Origin of the sequence: uncultured Hymenobacter sp. (assembly GCF_964243305.1) — a bacterium.
Classification (GTDB): Bacteria; Bacteroidota; Bacteroidia; order Cytophagales; family Hymenobacteraceae; genus Hymenobacter.
The window spans coordinates 31564-49355 of sequence record NZ_CAXTEF010000035.1; the positions used below are offsets into that span (position 1 = coordinate 31564).

Annotated in this window: 15 protein-coding genes; 12 read left to right on the top strand and 3 right to left on the bottom strand. The window is 61.4% G+C overall.

What is annotated here, in order from left to right; translation table 11 throughout:
- Window positions 1–115: 115 nt before the first annotated feature.
- Window positions 116–1315 carry an SMP-30/gluconolactonase/LRE family protein gene (locus ACFE70_RS16550; protein WP_375418886.1) on the top strand — a complete coding sequence of 400 codons (1200 nt, stop codon included), beginning with the start codon at window positions 116–118 and terminating at the stop codon, window positions 1313–1315.
- Between the two features lie 196 nt (window positions 1316–1511).
- Here ACFE70_RS16550 and ACFE70_RS16555 read toward each other — a convergent pair whose 3' ends face one another.
- On the bottom strand, window positions 1512–1838 hold the full coding sequence (locus ACFE70_RS16555) for a hypothetical protein (RefSeq protein ID WP_375418887.1): 327 nt from the start codon (window positions 1836–1838) through the stop codon (window positions 1512–1514).
- A gap of 664 nt (window positions 1839–2502) precedes the next feature.
- On the opposite strand from ACFE70_RS16555, the gene ACFE70_RS16560 reads away from it, so the two are divergent.
- The 6 genes from ACFE70_RS16560 to odhB are packed head-to-tail and all read left to right on the top strand — an operon-like array spanning window position 2503 to window position 8784.
- On the top strand, window positions 2503–5457 hold the full coding sequence (locus tag ACFE70_RS16560) for a 2-oxoglutarate dehydrogenase E1 component (protein ID WP_375418888.1): 2955 nt from the start codon (window positions 2503–2505) through the stop codon (window positions 5455–5457).
- Window positions 5458–5472: 15 nt separating this feature from the next.
- Entirely contained in the window at window positions 5473–5796 is a 324-nt protein-coding gene (locus tag ACFE70_RS16565) for a nucleotidyltransferase domain-containing protein (RefSeq protein WP_375418889.1), read from the top strand.
- Window positions 5783–6208 (top strand): HEPN domain-containing protein, encoded by a 426-nt coding sequence (locus ACFE70_RS16570; protein ID WP_375418890.1) that lies wholly within the window; start codon window positions 5783–5785, stop codon window positions 6206–6208. The genes ACFE70_RS16565 and ACFE70_RS16570 overlap by 14 nt, the downstream gene beginning before the upstream one ends.
- A gap of 25 nt (window positions 6209–6233) precedes the next feature.
- Entirely contained in the window at window positions 6234–6554 is a 321-nt protein-coding gene (locus ACFE70_RS16575) for a nucleotidyltransferase domain-containing protein (RefSeq protein WP_375418891.1), read from the top strand.
- Window positions 6508–6948, top strand: coding sequence for a HEPN domain-containing protein (locus ACFE70_RS16580; protein ID WP_375418892.1), 441 nt, complete (start codon window positions 6508–6510; stop codon window positions 6946–6948). Before ACFE70_RS16575 ends, ACFE70_RS16580 begins: the two co-directional genes overlap by 47 nt.
- Before the next feature lie 33 nt (window positions 6949–6981).
- On the top strand, window positions 6982–8784 hold the full coding sequence (gene odhB / locus ACFE70_RS16585) for a 2-oxoglutarate dehydrogenase complex dihydrolipoyllysine-residue succinyltransferase (protein WP_375418893.1): 1803 nt from the start codon (window positions 6982–6984) through the stop codon (window positions 8782–8784).
- Between the two features lie 107 nt (window positions 8785–8891).
- Here odhB and ACFE70_RS16590 read toward each other — a convergent pair whose 3' ends face one another.
- Window positions 8892–11669 carry a glycogen debranching protein gene (locus ACFE70_RS16590; RefSeq protein ID WP_375418894.1) on the bottom strand — a complete coding sequence of 926 codons (2778 nt, stop codon included), beginning with the start codon at window positions 11667–11669 and terminating at the stop codon, window positions 8892–8894.
- Window positions 11670–11841: 172 nt separating this feature from the next.
- Between ACFE70_RS16590 and ACFE70_RS16595 the strand changes: the two genes are divergently transcribed.
- Entirely contained in the window at window positions 11842–12360 is a 519-nt protein-coding gene (locus ACFE70_RS16595; RefSeq protein WP_375418895.1) for a hypothetical protein, read from the top strand.
- Between the two features lie 134 nt (window positions 12361–12494).
- Here the strand turns inward: ACFE70_RS16595 and ACFE70_RS16600 are convergent, their stop codons facing one another.
- Window positions 12495–13424 carry an EamA family transporter gene (locus tag ACFE70_RS16600; protein WP_375418896.1) on the bottom strand — a complete coding sequence of 310 codons (930 nt, stop codon included), beginning with the start codon at window positions 13422–13424 and terminating at the stop codon, window positions 12495–12497.
- A gap of 104 nt (window positions 13425–13528) precedes the next feature.
- Here ACFE70_RS16600 and ACFE70_RS16605 point away from each other — a divergent pair, with 104 nt between their 5' ends.
- The 4 genes from ACFE70_RS16605 to lpdA all read left to right on the top strand — a co-directional run bounded on the left by ACFE70_RS16605 (window position 13529) and on the right by lpdA (window position 17375).
- The gene (locus ACFE70_RS16605) at window positions 13529–15211 is read left to right on the top strand and encodes a M1 family metallopeptidase (RefSeq protein WP_375418897.1); all 1683 of its coding nucleotides are present in this window, start codon (window positions 13529–13531) and stop codon (window positions 15209–15211) included.
- Window positions 15212–15354: 143 nt separating this feature from the next.
- Window positions 15355–15597 carry a DUF433 domain-containing protein gene (locus ACFE70_RS16610; protein ID WP_375418898.1) on the top strand — a complete coding sequence of 81 codons (243 nt, stop codon included), beginning with the start codon at window positions 15355–15357 and terminating at the stop codon, window positions 15595–15597.
- The gene (locus ACFE70_RS16615; protein ID WP_375418899.1) at window positions 15594–15956 is read left to right on the top strand and encodes a DUF5615 family PIN-like protein; all 363 of its coding nucleotides are present in this window, start codon (window positions 15594–15596) and stop codon (window positions 15954–15956) included. The genes ACFE70_RS16610 and ACFE70_RS16615 overlap by 4 nt, the downstream gene beginning before the upstream one ends.
- A gap of 12 nt (window positions 15957–15968) precedes the next feature.
- Entirely contained in the window at window positions 15969–17375 is a 1407-nt protein-coding gene (gene lpdA, locus ACFE70_RS16620) for a dihydrolipoyl dehydrogenase (RefSeq protein WP_375418900.1), read from the top strand.
- The last annotated feature ends 417 nt before the right edge of the window (window positions 17376–17792 follow it).

A 17792-nucleotide genomic window follows, 5' to 3' on the forward strand; every position in this document is an offset into this window, starting at 1 on the left:
CACTTTCAGCGGCCTGTTTTTACCATCCGGCCAAGCAGGCCGTATGCAAAAGCCGGCTTCGCAGGGAGCCGGCTTTTCTGTTTTACCCCATTCTCCTTTCACCTACTCAGCTTCTATGATTTCCCTACCCCCCTCCCGGCGCTGGACCGCGCCGGCGCTGGCCCTGCTGCTGGGCCTGAGCGCCGCCTGCTCCCAAACCAAAACCGACGGTACCGCCGCCGCGCCGGGCGCCACATCCGAAACCCCGGCCGCCGGTGCCGGCGATAACGGTGCCGCGCCGGCCAATTCACCGCTGCAAGTGGTGACTGAAATCGCCGAGCCGCAGATGGTGGCGCTGGCCGTGACCGGCGACGGCCGCAAGTTCGGCACCTTCCCGCGCTGGGACCACAACCCGGTGAACCCCGTGGCGGAGTTCAGCGCCGATGGCCGCTCAGTCAAGCCCTACCCCAACGCGAGCTGGTGCACTTGGAACGACTCGGTGAAGACCGACCCCCAGCACCACTGGATTTGCCCGCAGGCCATTATCGTGGATAAAACCGGCCTGCTGTGGGTGCTCGACCCGGCCGCGCCGGGCATGAAGTTTATCGTGGCCGGCGGCCCCAAGCTGGTCTGCATCGACCCCAAAACCAATCAGGTAGTCAAGAACATCTCGTTTGGCCCCGACCTGGCGCCGGCCAAGTCCTACCTCAACGACGTGCGCATCGACACCGACAAGCAAATAGCTTATCTAACGGAATCGAGCCAGGGCGGCATCATCGTGATGGATTTGAAAACCCAGAAGGGCCGCCGCCTGCTCACCAAGCACCCCTCGGTGAAGGCCGAAAAAGGGTTGATTCTGAAAGCCAGCGGCACCCACGAGATGATTGATGCGAAGGGCAAGCCGATGATGGTGAACAGCGACGGCATCGCCTTGAGCCGCGACGGCCAATACCTCTATTACCAGCCCATCACGGCTCACCACCTCTACCGCATCAAGACCGAGGCCCTGCGCAACCCCGCCCTGAGCGAGGCGCAGCTGGGCCAGCAGGTCGAAAACCTGGGTGAGGTGCCCGCCACCGACGGCCTGGAAATCGACGCCCAGAACAATGTCTACTTCACGGCCTTCGAGCAAGACGCGCTCGTGCGCCGCAGTCCCGACGGCAAGCTCACCACGCTGGTCAAGGAAGACCGCCTGCTCTGGCCCGACACCTACGCCTGGGGCGCCGATAACACGCTCTACGTCACGGCCTCTGCTATTCAGAACGGCCCGACCTGGAACAAGGGGGTAGGGCTGCCCGGCACAATGTACCGCACGTTCAAGATGAAGCTGCCATAGGTTAAATCTCCAGCTTCTCCTTTACGATGGAGGCGACGGAATGCCACTCCCAAACCGCTTTTTAAAACTTAAAAGCCCGCTGTCCTTAAATTTAAGGAAGCGGGCTTTTTACGGGTATAGTCACGTGAAACTTCGTTCGGCCTCCTTCCTCGCGAACGGGAGGTAGGGGCAGGCCTGCGCAGGAAGAATCAGTAAATCAAAGGCTTACCCTTTGTATTGTAACGCCTTTAGTGAGAATGTTAATTTTCTCGCTCGGATGCGTCAGCACATCGAGGCAGCGGCGGTGGCGGCGGTTCATCGTGTCGTGCACGGTATAGATGCCGTCAAGCTCCGGCGAAATGCCGCGCACGCGTACTTGGTCGCCGTAGTCAAAATGGCCGCCCCAGCGCTTGAGCAAGTCGTTGGAGAGGGCCAGCCAGCGTTTTTTGCTACCATAGTGCGGCTTGATGCGCGAGTTGTCGGCCGTCACGAACGGCTCGGCGTCCGTCTGGCCCGGCACAGCCTGGTAGGTAGTGGCTGTCACGGTAAAAATGCGGCCAATTACCAATGGCCGCTTGTGGCTGATGGAGTAGCTCTTCACCGCCGTCGATTTGGCTGGCCGCCTAGTTGCCTTAGCCGGATGAATAAACCCTGATAAGCTTAGTAGCTGGGGAGAGGGGGTAGGGATTAGAAGGGAGGTAGTCAGGGCCGTAACGGCTACGAGCGCGTCTAAAAAGAGGCGGGCATTAATCATCAAATAGTGGTTCGTACTACTGCCGTTTCAGCCCGGCAGCTTGGGCAAGCGCCAATTCTTCAAAAAGACGAAAAACACTAACAATGAGCTAAATAGATAAGTTTTGGGGGTCTGAATTATGCAATAAAATGTTACTTTAAAGGGAAGAGATAGTAATGCGTAAGCGAAAGTTTATAGATTGCGAAACTGGAAAACAGCACATTTTATCAGGTTTAAAGCCTATGAAGCGGCCCGACGAAAACCGTTTCGTTCTCGGATGCTCCGTATGAGCTGGCCCAGCGACTTTTCGTTGAAACAGGTAGATTAGCTATCGTACTAGCCACCCTTAACTAGCCTTTGTTAGGAAGATGGCTGAGCGTCAAGCAAATTTGTTCAGGCGAATACAAGTTTTTGCTTGTCTGACAAGCGTATTACTTTTACGCAGCCTCACCAAGCTGCTGCACTTGCTACACCTATGGACACGTATTCTTACCTCGCCAACGCGGATGCCGCGGCCATTGAGTCGCTTTACCAGGCTTACCAGCAAAACCCGGAATCGGTTGATTTCGGCTGGCGCAAGTTTTTTGAGGGCTTCGATTTCTCCCAGCAGTTTCCGGAAGACGGCGCCACGCCCCTGAACGGCAGCACTAACGGCGCTGCGCCGGCAAACAGTAACGCTAACGACGCGGCTAAAGCGGCACCTGCCGCTCCCAAGGTGCCCGGCAGCAGCGAACAGCCGCAGCCCGACGACTACGGCGTGCTGAACACATCCGCGTCGACGAACAACGCGCCGGGCCTGGCGCAGGGCGAGGCCGCCACCGATAAGGAAGCGGCCGTCCGCAACCTGATTCATGCTTTCCGCAGCCGCGGTCACTTGCGGGCCAGCACCAACCCCGTGCGTGAGCGCAAAGACCGCAAGGCGCGGCTGGACCTGGCCGATTTCGGCCTGAGCGAGGCCGACCTGGACCTGACTTCGCGGCAGGGTGCCGAGCTGGGTTTGGGTGAGAGTTCGACGCTGTGCGACATTGTGACGGCGCTGGAGAAAATCTACACCCGCAGCATCGGCTTCGAGTATAAGTACATCCGCGACCCGCAGATTCTGGACTGGTTTCAGGAGAAAGTCGAGCGCGACTCGCTGGCGTTCAATCCGGGAGTGGAGTATAAGAAGCGCATTCTCAAGAAGTTGAACGAGGCCGTGGTGTTCGAGAATTTCCTGCACACCAAGTTTCTGGGGCAGAAGCGGTTTTCGCTCGAAGGCGGCGAAACCACCATCCCGGCGCTGGACGCTATTATCGGCAAGGGCGCCGAGCTGGGCGTGAAAGAGGTGATGATTGGCATGGCGCACCGCGGGCGCCTCAACGTGCTGGCCAACATCATGGGCAAAACCTACGAGCAGATTTTCTCGGAGTTTGAGGGCACCGCCGTGCCCGACCTGACGATGGGCGACGGCGATGTGAAGTACCACATGGGCTACAGCTCCGAAGTGGAAGCTGCTGGCGGACAAAAGGTTAACTTGAAGCTGGCGCCTAACCCCTCGCACCTGGAGGCGGTGAACCCGGTGGTCGAAGGCTTCGTGCGGGCCAAGATGGAGCACGGCTACGGCGGCGACTACCACCAAATTCTGCCCATTCTGATTCACGGCGACGCGGCCTTGGCCGGGCAGGGCATCGGGTATGAGCTGACCCAGATGTCGCTGCTGGAAGGCTACAAAACCGGCGGCACGGTGCACTTCGTGATTAACAATCAGGTTGGCTTTACCACTGACTTTGAGGACGCGCGCTCCAGCATCTACTGCACCGATTTGGCCAAGATTATCGATGCGCCAGTCGTGCACGTGAACGGCGACGACCCCGAGGCCGTGGTGTTTGCCGTGCAACTGGCCACCGAGTACCGCCAGCAGTTTCACGCCGACATCTTCATTGATATGGTGTGCTACCGCCGCCACGGCCACAATGAGTCGGACGAGCCCAAATTCACGCAGCCCACGCTGTATAATATTATCTCGAAGCACCAGAACCCGCGCGAGGTGTACAACGCTACGCTCGTGCAGCGCGGCGACGTGGATGCCGAGCTGGCCGGGCAGATGGACAAGGAGTTCCGCGACATGCTGCAAGAGCGGCTGGATTTGGTGAAGCAGAAGCCGCTGCCTTATAAATACCAGGCGCTGGAAAACGAGTGGCGTAGCCTGCGCCGCTCTAGGAATGAGGACTTCGACCTATCGCCCGAAACTGGCATCAGCGCCGAGGCCGTGGAGCGAGTGGCGCAGGCGCTGACCACGATTCCCGAGGGCTTTCGGCCCATCAAGCAGATTGACAACCTGCTCAAGGAGCGCCGCAAGATGTTCTTTGAAACCAAGGTGCTGAACTGGGCCGCCGGCGAGCTGCTGGCCTACGGCTCCTTGCTGCTCGAAAAGCACATCGTGCGCGTGAGCGGGCAGGACTGCCAGCGCGGCACGTTCTCGCACCGCCACGCCGTGCTGCACGACGCCGAAACGTCGGCGCCCTATAACTCGCTGAATAACCTGGCCGGCGAGCACGAGGAGCTGCGCATCTTCAATTCTCTGCTGAGCGAGTACGCGGTACTGGGCTTTGAATTCGGCTACGCGATGGCGAATCCGACGGCGCTCGTGGTGTGGGAGGCGCAGTTTGGCGACTTCGCCAACGGCGCGCAGACTATGATTGACCAGTTTGTGGTGAGCAGCGAAAGCAAGTGGCAACGCATGAACGGCCTGGTAATGCTCCTGCCCCACGGCTACGAAGGCCAAGGTCCGGAGCACTCCAACGCCCGCCCCGAGCGGTTTTTGCAGCTGGCCGCAGAAAATAATATTGTGGTCGCTAATATGACCACGCCGGCCAACTTCTTCCACGCCCTGCGCCGGCAGCTGACCTGGGAATTCCGCAAGCCGCTCATCGTGATGTCGCCCAAGTCGATGCTGCGCCATCCGCTGTGCGTCTCGCCGGTCGAGGAGTTCACCAGCGGGCGCTTCCGCGAAGTGCTCGGCGACGACTTCGCCGAGGCCAAGAAGGTGAAGCGTGTGCTGCTGTGCTCGGGCAAAGTCTACTTTGATTTGCTCGAAGAGCAGCGCGCCTCCGACCGCCGCGACGTAGCCATCATCCGCCTGGAGCAGCTGCACCCCTTCCCGCAGAAGCAGCTGGCTGCTGAGCTGGCCAAGTACCCCAAAGCCAGGCTGTTCTGGACCCAGGAAGAGCCCGAGAATATGGGCTACTGGAACTACCTGCTGCGCTTCATGCGCCGCGAGCTGGAAGACGTGATTGCGCGCAAGCCCTCGGCCTCGCCGGCCACCGGTTACAACAAGGTGCACGTCAAGGAGCAAAAGGAGCTGGTAGCCCGCGCCTTCGACAAGCCCAAAGAGGCCGTGGCGGATGAGAACATCAAGGCCGTCGCGGAGTCGGCCAAGAAGCAGGAGTAATTCCCTACCCCCCCCATGATCAGCGAAGCCCAGATTCAAGCCATCGTGGCGCGCATCGTCGAAGGCTACCAGCCGGATAGGATTATCCTCTTCGGCTCGTACGCCTACGGCACGCCCACCGAGGACTCGGACCTGGACTTGCTAGTCGTGAAAGGGGGAGAAAAGCGTCCGGTGTGGGAGCGTATGGCGGCGATAGAGAAACTGTTCGTTCGCAGCAAAGCTCCCGCGATGGACGTGGTGGTGGTGAACTCCGAAGAAGCTCGGCGCTACAGTCGGGGCCGGTATGGGATAGAAGCATTTGCTCTACAAAACGGCCGGGAGCTATATGCCGCAGCTTGACGACGAGACCAAGCGCTGGGTGGTGAAGTGGCTGCGCAAAGCCGATAAAGACCTGGCGTTGGCGGAGGATATTGTTTCTAACCCCTACCATTTCGACAGTTTGGCTTACCATTGCCAGCAGGCCGCGGAGAAATACATTAAGGCTGCGCTGGTTAGCTACGAAATTCGCCCGCCGCACACGCACAATCTGCGCGTATTGCTGGATGAGCTAAATTCGGTGCTGCCGGTGCCCGACGCGCAGTACGACGCGGCCCGCTTGCTCAACCCTTTCAGTACGCTTACCCGTTATCCCACGGAAGATGAAACCGAACCGCCCGCGCTAGAGCTGCTGGAGCTGGCCCGGCAGCTGCGCAATTGGCTGCGGCCCGCTTTAGCTTTGGCGGCTGGCGCCGGGCCGTATCCCACGATTTAAGTTTAACCAATTCCCTACCCCCCTCATGATCAGCGAAGCCCAGATTCAGGCTGTTGTGGCGCGCATCGTCGAAGGCTACCAGCCGGACCGGATTATCCTCTTCGGCTCGTATGCCTACGGCACGCCCACGGAAGACTCGGATTTGGACTTGCTGGTTATTAAGCAAAACGCTGAACCAAGGCGAATTGAACGTCTCCTAACGGTGCGTCATCTGCTTTGGGGAGGAGAAATGCCCCCAATGGATATACTCATCCGTACCCCGCAGGAATTGGCCCAGGCAGTGGCTGATATCTATACCGTTGAAGCCGAAGCAGTGGAAAAAGGACGAACTTTATATGCAGCCTAGCACACCTGCCCAACGCCGGGTAGCCACATTCCTGCGGATTGCTGACCGCGATATAGAAACTGCGGAATCGTTGCTGCAGAATTCGCCGCACCTTTATGAGAGCATTGGATTCAGCTGTCAACAGGCGGTCGAAAAGTATTTAAAAGCGGTTTTGCTTTTAAATCAGCTGCCTTCGCCTTTCATTCATGACTTGACCAGCTTAGCGACTATGCTGTCGGCGCGTATCACCTTCGACGGCGACGATGTGTCAGCAGCAACCATATTAAATGCTTTCGCAGTCGATTGGCGCTACGACACCGACGACGCGCCGAGCTATACGTCCGCAGACTTGTTGAACATGACTTACCGATTCCGCGACAAGCTGCGCCCGCTGGCGCTTGCTTTCCTGGACTAATTCTCACGCTTACTTCTTGCGCATCCCCATCTTATGGCCCTCGAAATTAAAATCCCCGCCGTTGGCGAATCCATCACTGAAGTCACCATCGCCAAGTGGCTCAAAAAGGACGGCGAGGCCGTGCAGCGCGATGAAGTAATTGCCGAGCTGGAATCCGACAAAGCCACCTTTGAGCTGCCCGCCGAAGCCGCCGGCACGCTGAAAATCCGAGTGGCGGAGGGCGAAACCATCGGCATCGGCACCGTGATTGCCGAGCTGGACGGCGCGGCGGATGGGGCTGCGCCGGCAACTTCGGCTCCGCAAGCAGCCGCTGCGCCGGCAGCCGCTGTTCCAGCCGCCGCCAGCAACGACCCGGTGAGCCAGGGCGAGCAAAATCCTGAAATCAGCGACCAGTCCGGCTACGGCGGCACCCCGGCCGGCCGCCCGGCGCCCGCCGCCGATACGCCCGGCGCGCCCGTCGGCGCCCCGCCTACCCCCACCTCGGCGGCCAATGCCCCGGCGGCTAGTCCCAACGGTGTGGATAGCAGTGCGGCAATGGAAATGAAGATTCCCGCCGTGGGCGAATCTATCACGGAAGTGACGGTAGCCAAGTGGCTCAAGCCCGATGGCGCCCAGGTGAGCCGCGACGAGGTAATTGCCGAGCTAGAATCGGATAAGGCCACGTTTGAGCTGCCCGCCGAAGCCGCCGGCACGCTGCGCCACGCGGTGAAGGAAGGTGAGACTATCGGCATTGGCGCGGTCATCGCGCGCATCGAGGGGGGTAGGGATTCGGCGGCCCCGGCGACCGCGCCAGCAGCGGCACCGGCGCCAGCAGCTACAGCGGCGGCGCCAACGGCAGCCCTGGCCCAGCCCGCCAGCAGCGGCGCGGCCACTTATACCACGGGCGTGCCGTCGCCGGCCGCGGGCAAGATTCTGGGCGAAAAGGGCATCGACGCCGCCAACGTAGCCGGCACGGGCCGCGACGGCCGCATCACCAAGGAAGACGCGCAAAACGCGCGGGCTCAGCCAGCCGCCGCGCCAGTTCCTGCCCCAACTGCGCCAACTCCCGCGCCCACGCCGAGCGCGGCTCCGGCCGTCGCGGCGCCTGCTGGCACGCAACCGGCCGCGGCCAGCGCGCCGCAGCCAGCCGGCGGCAGCCGCAACACGCGGCGCGAGAAGATGTCGAACCTGCGCAAGACCGTGGCGCGCCGCCTGGTTTCGGTGAAGAACGAAACGGCCATGCTCACGACCTTCAACGAGGTCAACATGCAGCCCATCATGGACTTGCGCGCCAAGTTCAAGGACCGCTTCAAGGAAAAGAAGGGGGTAGGGCTGGGCTTTATGTCCTTCTTCACCAAGGCCGTGTGCGTGGCCTTGCAGGAGTTTCCGGCCGTGAACGCGCAGCTCGACAACGGCGAAATCGTCTATTCCGACTTCTGCGATATCAGCATCGCCGTCTCGGCGCCCAAGGGCCTCGTGGTGCCCGTCATTCGCAATGCTGAACAGCTTAGCTTCGAGGGCGTGGAGAAGGAAGTGGTGCGCCTGGCCGGCCTGGCCCGCGACAACAAGCTCACTATCGAGCAGATGACCGGCGGCACGTTCACCATCACCAACGGCGGCATTTTCGGCTCGATGATGAGCACGCCGATTATCAACGCCCCGCAGTCGGCCATTCTGGGGATGCATAACATCGTGCCGCGCCCGGTGGCTGAAGACGGGCAGGTTGTTATCCGCCCCATGATGTATTTGGCCCTGAGCTACGACCACCGCATCATCGACGGCCGCGAGTCGGTCAGCTTCCTGGTGCGCGTGAAAGAATTGCTCGAAGACCCGGCGCTGCTGCTGCTGGGCGTGTAGCAGTCAGTTAAAGGTTGAGAGTTGAAAGGTAGAATCCCTACCCCCTCGTCTGGCTTAAAACCAAGAGAGGGGGTAGGGATTCTACCTTTTAACTCTCAACTTTTAACTTATTCTACCTGCGTCAGCCGCACGTAGTCCAGCATGGCCTGGTTCACTTCGCCGTTCATGTTCTCGTTGGCCGGCTCGTAGGCCAGCGTGAGCGTTTGAACACCCTTGGGCAGGCTAACCACAATCGGATTCGAGAAGCCCCAGTCCGACCACTCATCGACGCCGCGCTGCGGAAAGACGGCGGTGCCCAGCTGCCGGCCGGCCGCGTCGCGCAGGGTGCGGAAGGCGCATTTGTTGCTCGTGTTAATAGGGCCGTTGCCGTTGGCGTAGCGAAAGTCCACGGCGTAGCGGCCGGCGGCCGGCACCGGCACCTTCACGGTCAGCGTTTTGTGGCGCGTGGTGCTGATTTCGAGGAAGCCCAGGCCGGTGGCGCCCTGGTAGGGTAGGGCCGATTTGCTGGCGCGGTCGGCCAGCTCGATTTGCTGCCGCAGCTTGCCAGCATCCACGGGCAGCGGCTCGCTGGCGAAGCCTTCGTAGCCATCTTTATCAACGGCCAGTACTTGATACTCGGTGTAGCCGGTGGGCACCGGCACGTCAAAAGTTGGTTGGGTGGTGCGGGCCGCAAACTGGCCGTTGCGCAGCACCTGGTAGGCCTGGGCGCCCTCGACCGGCGCCCAGCTCAGGCGGCCTTTGGTGTAGCTGACGGCCGGCGTCATGGGCGAGACGTGGTGGGCGACTTGGTTGACGGGGCGGGGGGTAGGGAGCTGATTATCCAGCTGAATGACCAGCTCGTGGAGGCCGGTGAGCGTGGCGGGCACGGCGGCATCGGGCAGGGGCCGGCCGTCGAGGGTAATGCTCCAGATGCTGCGGCCAAAGCCGCTCAACTCGATGTTGAGCACGGCGCCGCGGTACTTGAAGTTGGTGAGGTGGCGGGTGCCGCGCAGCGCCTGCGGCACAAAGGGGCGGAACACCAGCCGGTCGGGCTCGAACTGCATCCCGAACAAGCCTTTATAAACTAGGCCCAGGCTGCCCGACAGGCTCCAGAGCATGTTGCTGGAATTTACCTGCGTGCCGGCAAAGTCGCCGTTGCTGGCCACGAAGTTTTCCTTATTGGTCAGAAATAAGGCCGCTGGGCGGTATACCGTGGCCAGGCTATGCAGAAAGGCTTTTTCGTAGCCCACTTGCGCGGCGGCCAGGCCCCAGAAGCTCTGCACGAAGGGCCAGACGGCGTTATTATGGTAGGGCGGGATGCCCGGAATCTGGGGGTAGATGCACGGGATGCCGTAGTCCATGACGGGCGTGCGGGCCAGCACCGAATCGGCCCGGCTAGCGTCGGCCACGCCGTAGAGCACGCTCAGGGCGCCGCCGAGGGCTTCGGCGCGGGGCGAGGGGGTAGGGAAGGTGCGGCCGTACAGATACTGCGCGTAGCGGCCCGCCTCCGGCAGCCACAGGTGCCGGTTGATGCCCGTGCGGATGGTGGCGGCCAACTGCTGATGGTGGGCAGCGACGGCCGTATCGCCTAGCTGCGCGGCCATCTGGGTCAGCACCTGGTTGGCTTGGAAATGCACGGCGTTGGTACCCAGGTTTTCGGACTGGTAGATGTCCACCGGCTGCATCCACTTGGGGTAGGTTTGCTCGCGCCAGTCGAGGAACGACGACTCGCCGCGCACCAGGCCCGTGGCCGGGTCGTAGGCGTTCTGCTCATCGTCCGTAATGCTCTGTTTAATAATAGGATAAACCTGCTTCAGCCAGCTTTCCTCGCCCGTCACCTGGTAAATTTCCCAGGCTGCGACGGCCCAAATCATCCGGTCAGTGGAGCAGGGGTAGGCGCCGCCGGTGCCGGTGTCCTGGATAATGCGGCCGTTTTTGACCTTGCGCAGCAGGCTGGTTTTGGCCGCTTCGGGCTGCAAGATGGCCTGGGCTAGGATGATGGAGTAGGAGATGTCGCGGGTCCAGACGCCGGCCCACTCCTTGCCGGTGCGGAAGGTGCCGTCGGCTTCGACAGCGCCTTTGCCTTCTTCCAGGGCCAGGTTGTAGAGCGCGTCGGGCAGCGGGTGGCCGGAGCTGTACTGCGGAAACTCGCTGGTATCCAGCGTCTGGCGCCACTCGGCGGCGGTGGTTTTGGCGTCGGAGTGGGCGTTGAGCACCAAAATGGCTTCGTAGATGCCGTTGCCGTCGGGGTCTTTTAATTCTAGCTGCGGCTTGTTGATGAGGTTGTCGAAATCCCAGCTCAGCGGCGTGGTGTTGCCGGCCACGAACACGTGCTTGAAATCGGCCTGGTAGAGCTTTTGGCCATTATAAAGCTGGTAGAAGCCCTGCTTTTGGAACGCGGCGAGTACGGGGCGCATATCGAGGCGGATGCGCAGCGGCGTGTTGGGCGCCAGAAACGTGTTGGCTGGCACCGGGCGGCGGTCCACGAATGGCCGGCCGAAGACGATAACGGGCGTTTCGAGGGTGGCGCCCGGCGCCCCATTTTGGGTAGTGGGTAGGGCCATGAACACGTGGTCCTGGCCGGGCGGCATCTCGTTGTCCTTGCCGTTGAGGCTGAACTTGAAGTTGACCTGCGGGCTCTGGAAGGCGTTGGCCGGGCTCTTATAATCGGAGGTGAGCTGGGTGCGCGAGACGGCCCGCGCCGTGTGCGGGCCCTGCACGAGGCGGTCGGCGTAGAGCGTGAAGGCCGCCGACTGGTAGAGCGGGGCGTTGGGGTCGGCGGGGGCGGCGGCGGTTGCGGCGGCCGGGGGGGGTAGGGAATTTGGGGCGGTGGGCTTGGTCATCTGACAGGCATTTAACAAGCCGAGCGTGAGCAGGATACCGATAGTGGCGGGACGGAAATACATGGCAGCAAGATAGGGGGAGCAGGGCTATTTCAGAATTCAGCTTTTGCAGAGGCGTTGCGGCAGCCGCCGGAACAGGGCGAGAACGCCGCGCCGCTCGCCGCGCGAACTCCGGCGATTCGCAGAATCATACGTTCAAGGCATTTCACCCAACCGACTTTTTTGCTTCACTGCTATGAAACAGCCCGTCAACCACGCCCCGGCCCGGTTCTGGCCGCTTGTCGGCTTCGCCACCCTGGCCGGGATGCGCAGCCAGAGCGCCCCGGCTTTCCTCACTCATTTGCTCACGCATCAGCCTAATCCTAATCTGGCTCGCTCGCCGCTGCGCTTCATGCAGAAGCCGCTGGTGGCCACGGGCTTCAAGCTGCTGGCGGCGGGCGAAATCGTGACCGACAAGCTGCCCGCCGCGCCCAACCGCACGGCGCCGCCGGTGCTGCTGGGGCGGCTGCTGTCGGGCGCACTGGTCGGGGCGACTTGGTATAAGTCGCGGCACGGCAGCGCCTGGGGCGGAGCGGCTTTGGGCGGGGCGGTGGCCGTGGCGGCCACGTTCGCCAGCTTCGCTTTGCGCATGGGTGTGAGCCGGGCGGCGGGGCTGCCGGTGGCCTTGGTGGGGGTGGGCGAAGATGCGCTGGTGCTGGCCGGCGGCGCGGCTTTGCTGCGGGCGCAAAAGCCGCCGCAAGGCCGGGCGCTGTAGCGCCTTAACATTAACGAGCCCGGCTGTCATCCTAAGCTTGCGAAGGACCTTATGACAATCGAACGAGTCGTGATGACGATAATCGTTCCGGCGTGAGAAGGTCCTTCGCAAGCTCAGAATGACACCCGGGCTCGTTAATTCTTCCGGCCGCCGAGCACCACCAGGCCCACGGCCAGCACGATGAGGGCGGCGCCGCCGAGCATCTGCACGCTCAGCTTTTCGCCGCCAAAGCCCCAGCCCAGCAGCACCGCCACTACCGGATTAACAAAAGCGTAGGTGCCAGCCAAGGCTGGCTCGACGACGCGCAAGAGCCAGATGTACGCCGTAAAAGCCACGATGGAGCCCAGCGTGACCAGATAGGCGTAGGCCAGCCAGGACTTGAGCGTGACCTGCGCCAGCGTGAAGCCGCTGGCTTCGCCGCGCACCAGGCCCACCAGCAGCATGGCCGCGCCGCCGCACAGCATCTGCATTCCGCCCGACAGAAACGGCGAGGGCGCCGGCTGGTGCTTTTTGGAATAGAGTGAGCCGACGGACCACAAAAAGGCGGCCGTGAGCACTGCTATCATGCCCAGGCCAGCGTGGCCGGGGCGCTGCACGGTGGGCGCGGGGCCGGCGTGGGTGGCCAGCAGATACATGCCGGCCAGGCCCGCCGCCAGGCCCAGCGTCACCCAACGGGTGGGCCGGGGCGCCACGCCGCTGAGCCAGCCCAGCACGGCCAGAAACATGGGCACCGTGGCGACGAGCAAGGCCGCCGTGCTGCTGGGCAGATATAGCACGCCTAGCGTGGTGCCGCCATTGCCAAAGCCCAGCAGCGCCACCCCGATGATGGCTGCCTGCCCCCAGCCGGCGCGCGTGGGCCTGGCCTCGCCGCGGCGGCGCATAAAGCCATAGAGGAGCCCGCCGGCCAGGGCGTAGCGGGTGCCCGCCATGAGCAGCGGCGGCATACTGGCCACGGCAAACTTCATCACCAGATAAGTGGAGCCCCAGATAAGGTAAACGGCGGCGAAAGCGGTGAGCAGCGCCGCCCGCGACGGCCGGGCGGCCAGGGGGAGGGTAGGGGACATCAGGGAGGCTGGCAGGTCAAACAGCCGCCCGAAATTACGCTCAAACCCCGCCGCCCGGCCGCGGCTTGGCGTCCCGAACCGGCCCGCAGCCGCACCTTTGCTTTATGAAAATTCTGAAATGCAGACTGCTGGCTTTGGTTTTTTTAGGGGGGGTAGGGATGCTGGGTGGTGGCATCCGGCCGGCGGCGGCCCAGCTGCTGCAAGCCCGGCCCGCCACCACCCGCGCCGATTCCTTGCGCGGCAACCAGGGCCCGCTGCGTACCTGCTACGACCTCAGCTACTACCACCTCGACGTGAAGCTGGACCCGGCCCGGCGCTTTATCAGCGGCAGCAACCTGTTTCGCTTTACCGCCACGCAGGATTTCACGCGCCTGCAATTCGACCTATTCGCCAATCTGAAAGTGGAGAAGGTAGTATATGGGAGTAGGGAATTGCCTTTTACCCGCGAGGCCAACGCCGTGTTCGTTTCCTTCCCTACCCCCCTTCGGAAGGGCCAGCGCGCTGAGTTCACGGTTCAGTATTCCGGCCTGCCGACCGTGGCCAAAAAGGCGCCCTGGGACGGCGGCGTGGTCTTTACTCAGGATGCCGCCGGCCAGCCCTGGGCGGCCACGGCCTGCCAGGGCGTGGGCGCCAGCATCTGGTGGCCCTGCAAAGACCAGCAGGCCGACGAGGTGGATTCGATGCTCATCAGCGTCAGCGTGCCTAGGGGCCTCAAGGACGTTTCCAACGGCCGCCTGCGCCGCATCACGGAGCTGAAGGATGGCTACACGCGCTTCGACTGGGCCGTGCAGAGCCCCATCAACAACTACGACGTGGCCCTGAACGTGGGCAACTTCCAGCACTTCGGCGAGGTGTATCAGGGCGAGAAAGGCCCGCTCACGCTCGACTACTGGGTGCTGCCGGAGAATCTGGCCAAGGCCAAAACGCAGTTTGCGGCCAACGTGCGGCCCATGCTCAAGAGCATGGAGCACTGGTTCGGTCCCTACCCCTTCTACGCCGATGGGTATAAGCTCGTCGACGCCCCGCACCTGGGCATGGAGCACCAGAGCGCCGTGGCCTACGGCAACAAGTACCAGAACGGCTACCTGGGCCGCGACCGCTCGGCCACGGGCTGGGGCGAGAAGTGGGATTTCATCATCGTCCACGAAAGCGGCCACGAGTGGTTCGGCAACAGCATCACGAGCCAGGACATTGCCGATATGTGGGTGCACGAGAGCTTCACCACCTACTCCGAAGCGCTGTTCGTGGAAAGCCAGTTCGGCAAGCAGGCGGGGCAGGAGTATATCCACGGCCAGCGCCGCAACATCCAGAACGACGCGCCCATCATCGGAATCTACGGCGTCAATAAAGAAGGCTCCTCAGACATGTACGATAAGGGCAGCAACCTGCTCAATATGATAAGGGTAGCGGTGAATGACGACGAGAAATGGCGCCGCATCCTGCGCGGCCTTTCCAGCGCCTTCGCCCGCCAAACCGTTACCGGCCAGCAGATTATCGCCTACATCAACCGCGAAAGCGGCCGGGATTTCAGCCGCGTCTTCGCGCAGTATCAGCAATTTAGCACGCTGCCGGTGCTGGAAGTCCGCTTCGAGAAAAACCAGCCGCAGGCCCGCTGGATTGCCAATGTGCCGGGCTTCGATATGCCGGTGCGGGTGCGCTTGAAAGGTGGCAAGTACCGGCTGCTGACGCCCACCACCAAGCTTCAACCCCTGGATTTGCCGGGCGCGACACCGGAAAACCTGGAAGTGGACACGTTCAACTTCTACGTCGGCGTGCTGGTTGAGTAGCGGACCGAACGCACCGTTTGGTCCGTCAGCGCACTGCGGAACACTGCGTTTTTAACACTGCGGGACACTGCGTGAAAGCGGACCCGCGCCGACTTGCGCCGTACCTTTGCTTAGCTGATTCTCACCGCCTACCCCGCCTTTTTATGGAAGCGCCAGCCCCAGTTGATTACCGCGACATCATCACCATCGAGCCCGGCAAGCGCAGCGGCAAGCCCTGCATTCGCGGCCTGCGCATCACGGTGTATGACATCTTCGGCTGGTTAGCCAGTGGCATGTCGGAAGACGATATTATCGATGACTTTCCGGAGCTAACCAAACGGGATATTCGCGCCGCGCTGGCGTTTGCCGCCGACCAGCACGGCCGGCTGCTGCGCGTACCAGCATGAAGCTGCTGCTGGATGAGAACCTCACGTTTCGGCTGACGAAAGCGCTGTTGCCGGATTATCCCGGTAGCTGCCACGTCAAGGATGTCAGTCTGCTGGAAACGGATGATATGCTGGTTTGGCAATGGGCGCAGCGTAACGGTTTCGCCATCCTTACGCAGGATGCCGACTATGAACAGCTAGCTCGACTACGCGGCCATCCGCCCAAAATCATCTACTTGCGCTTTGGCAACAGCTCACTGCTAAATCAGGTCAGCCAGCTTCGCCACTATCGCACCGTTATTACCGATTTCTTATCTGACCCAAAATCAGCCTGCCTGGAATTAAGCCAGGCCGCCCTGACCGACTTTTCTGCTGAATAACATTCCCACCCCATGAATCAATACGACGTTACCGTTATCGGCTCCGGTCCGGGGGGCTACGTAGCCGCCATCCGCTGCGCCCAGCTGGGCCTGAAAACCGCCCTGATTGAGAAATACCCCACCCTGGGCGGCACCTGCCTCAACGTGGGCTGCATCCCCAGCAAGGCCCTGCTCGACTCCACGGAGCACTACCACAACGCCCACACCACCTTCAAGGAGCACGGCATCAACCTGGAAAACCTCCGGGTGAACATGCCCCAGATGATAGACCGCAAAACCGGCGTGGTGAAAGCCAACGTGGACGGCATCGCCTACCTGATGAAGAAAAACAAGATTGAGGTTTTGCAGGGGGTAGGGAGCTTCATCGACAAGAACCATATCAGCATCGCGCCCACCGCCGGCGGCGAAGCCCGGCAGATTGAAACCAAGAACGTCATCATCGCCACCGGCTCCAAGCCCACGGTGCTGCCCTTTATCCAGCAGGATAAGGAGCGCATCATCACCAGCACTGAGGCCCTGAACATCCGCGAGGTGCCGGGCCGCATGGTCGTGGTCGGTGGCGGCGTCATTGGGCTGGAGCTGGCCTCCGTGTATGCGCGCCTGGGCACCAAGGTCAGCATTGTCGAGTTCACCGACAGCATCATCCCCACGATGGACCGCAGCCTGGGCAAGGAGCTGCGGCGCATCCTGGGTAAAATCGGCATCGAGTTTTTCTTCAGCCACAAAGTCACCGGCGCCACCCGCGCCGGGAATACCGTGACCGTGACGGCCCAGAATCCGAAAGGCGAAGAAGTGAAATTCGAAGGTGACTACTGCCTCGTGGCCGTGGGCCGCGCGCCCTACACCGCCGGCCTTAACCTCGAAGCCGCGGGCGTGCAAATGGAGGAGCGTGGCCGCATCAAGGTCGATGAGCACCTGCAAACCAACGTGCCGGGCATCTACGCCATCGGCGACGTGGTGCGCGGCGCCATGCTGGCCCACAAGGCCGAGGAAGAAGGCGTGTTCGTGGCCGAAACCATCGTCGGCCAGAAGCCCCACATCAACTACCTGCTCATTCCCGGTGTCGTGTACACCTGGCCCGAAGTGGCGGGGGTAGGGTTTACCGAAGAGCAGCTCAAGGAGCAGGGCAAGGCCTACAAAGTCGGTTCCTTTCCCTTCAAGGCCAGCGGCCGGGCCCGCGCCAGCATGGACACCGACGGCTTCGTGAAAGTCCTGGCCGATAAAACCACCGACGAAATCCTGGGCGTCCACATGATTGGCCCGCGCATCGCCGACCTCATCGCCGAAGCCGTCACGGCGATGGAGTTCCGCGCCTCTGCCGAGGACGTGGCTCGCATGAGCCACGCCCACCCCACTTACGCCGAGGCCATGAAGGAAGCCTGCCTGGCCGCCACCGAGAACCGGGCGATTCATATGTAGTTGAGGTGATTTTAATAAAAAAGGCTGGAGCTACAGAAGCTTCAGCCTTTTTTGTTGCACAACCGGATAATTATTTCGTCAACAGATTTTGAGAACGTCCAATCAATCTGTTGGCTTCCCAGGTATGTGTCAAGCCTTATTACACTAAGTGGCCCCGAACAGACCCCTTGTCCATAGCTCTGATTATAACTACTTTGCTCATTGCCCTTGTCATCAATAACAGTAATGTAGGTTGAGATATTGTCGAGTTCAGTTGAGGTAATGAGTATGTTGTTTGAGGGCATTTCTACTGTTCGTGTCCACCAGGCATAGTCAGGTAACGAAGCATTCCCTTTAGCCCCACAAATTATAGCCAACTCTTGGGGGCGGTGGTCTAAACAAGGGTGAGGTTGTAATTATCAATTACGATTTTAATAC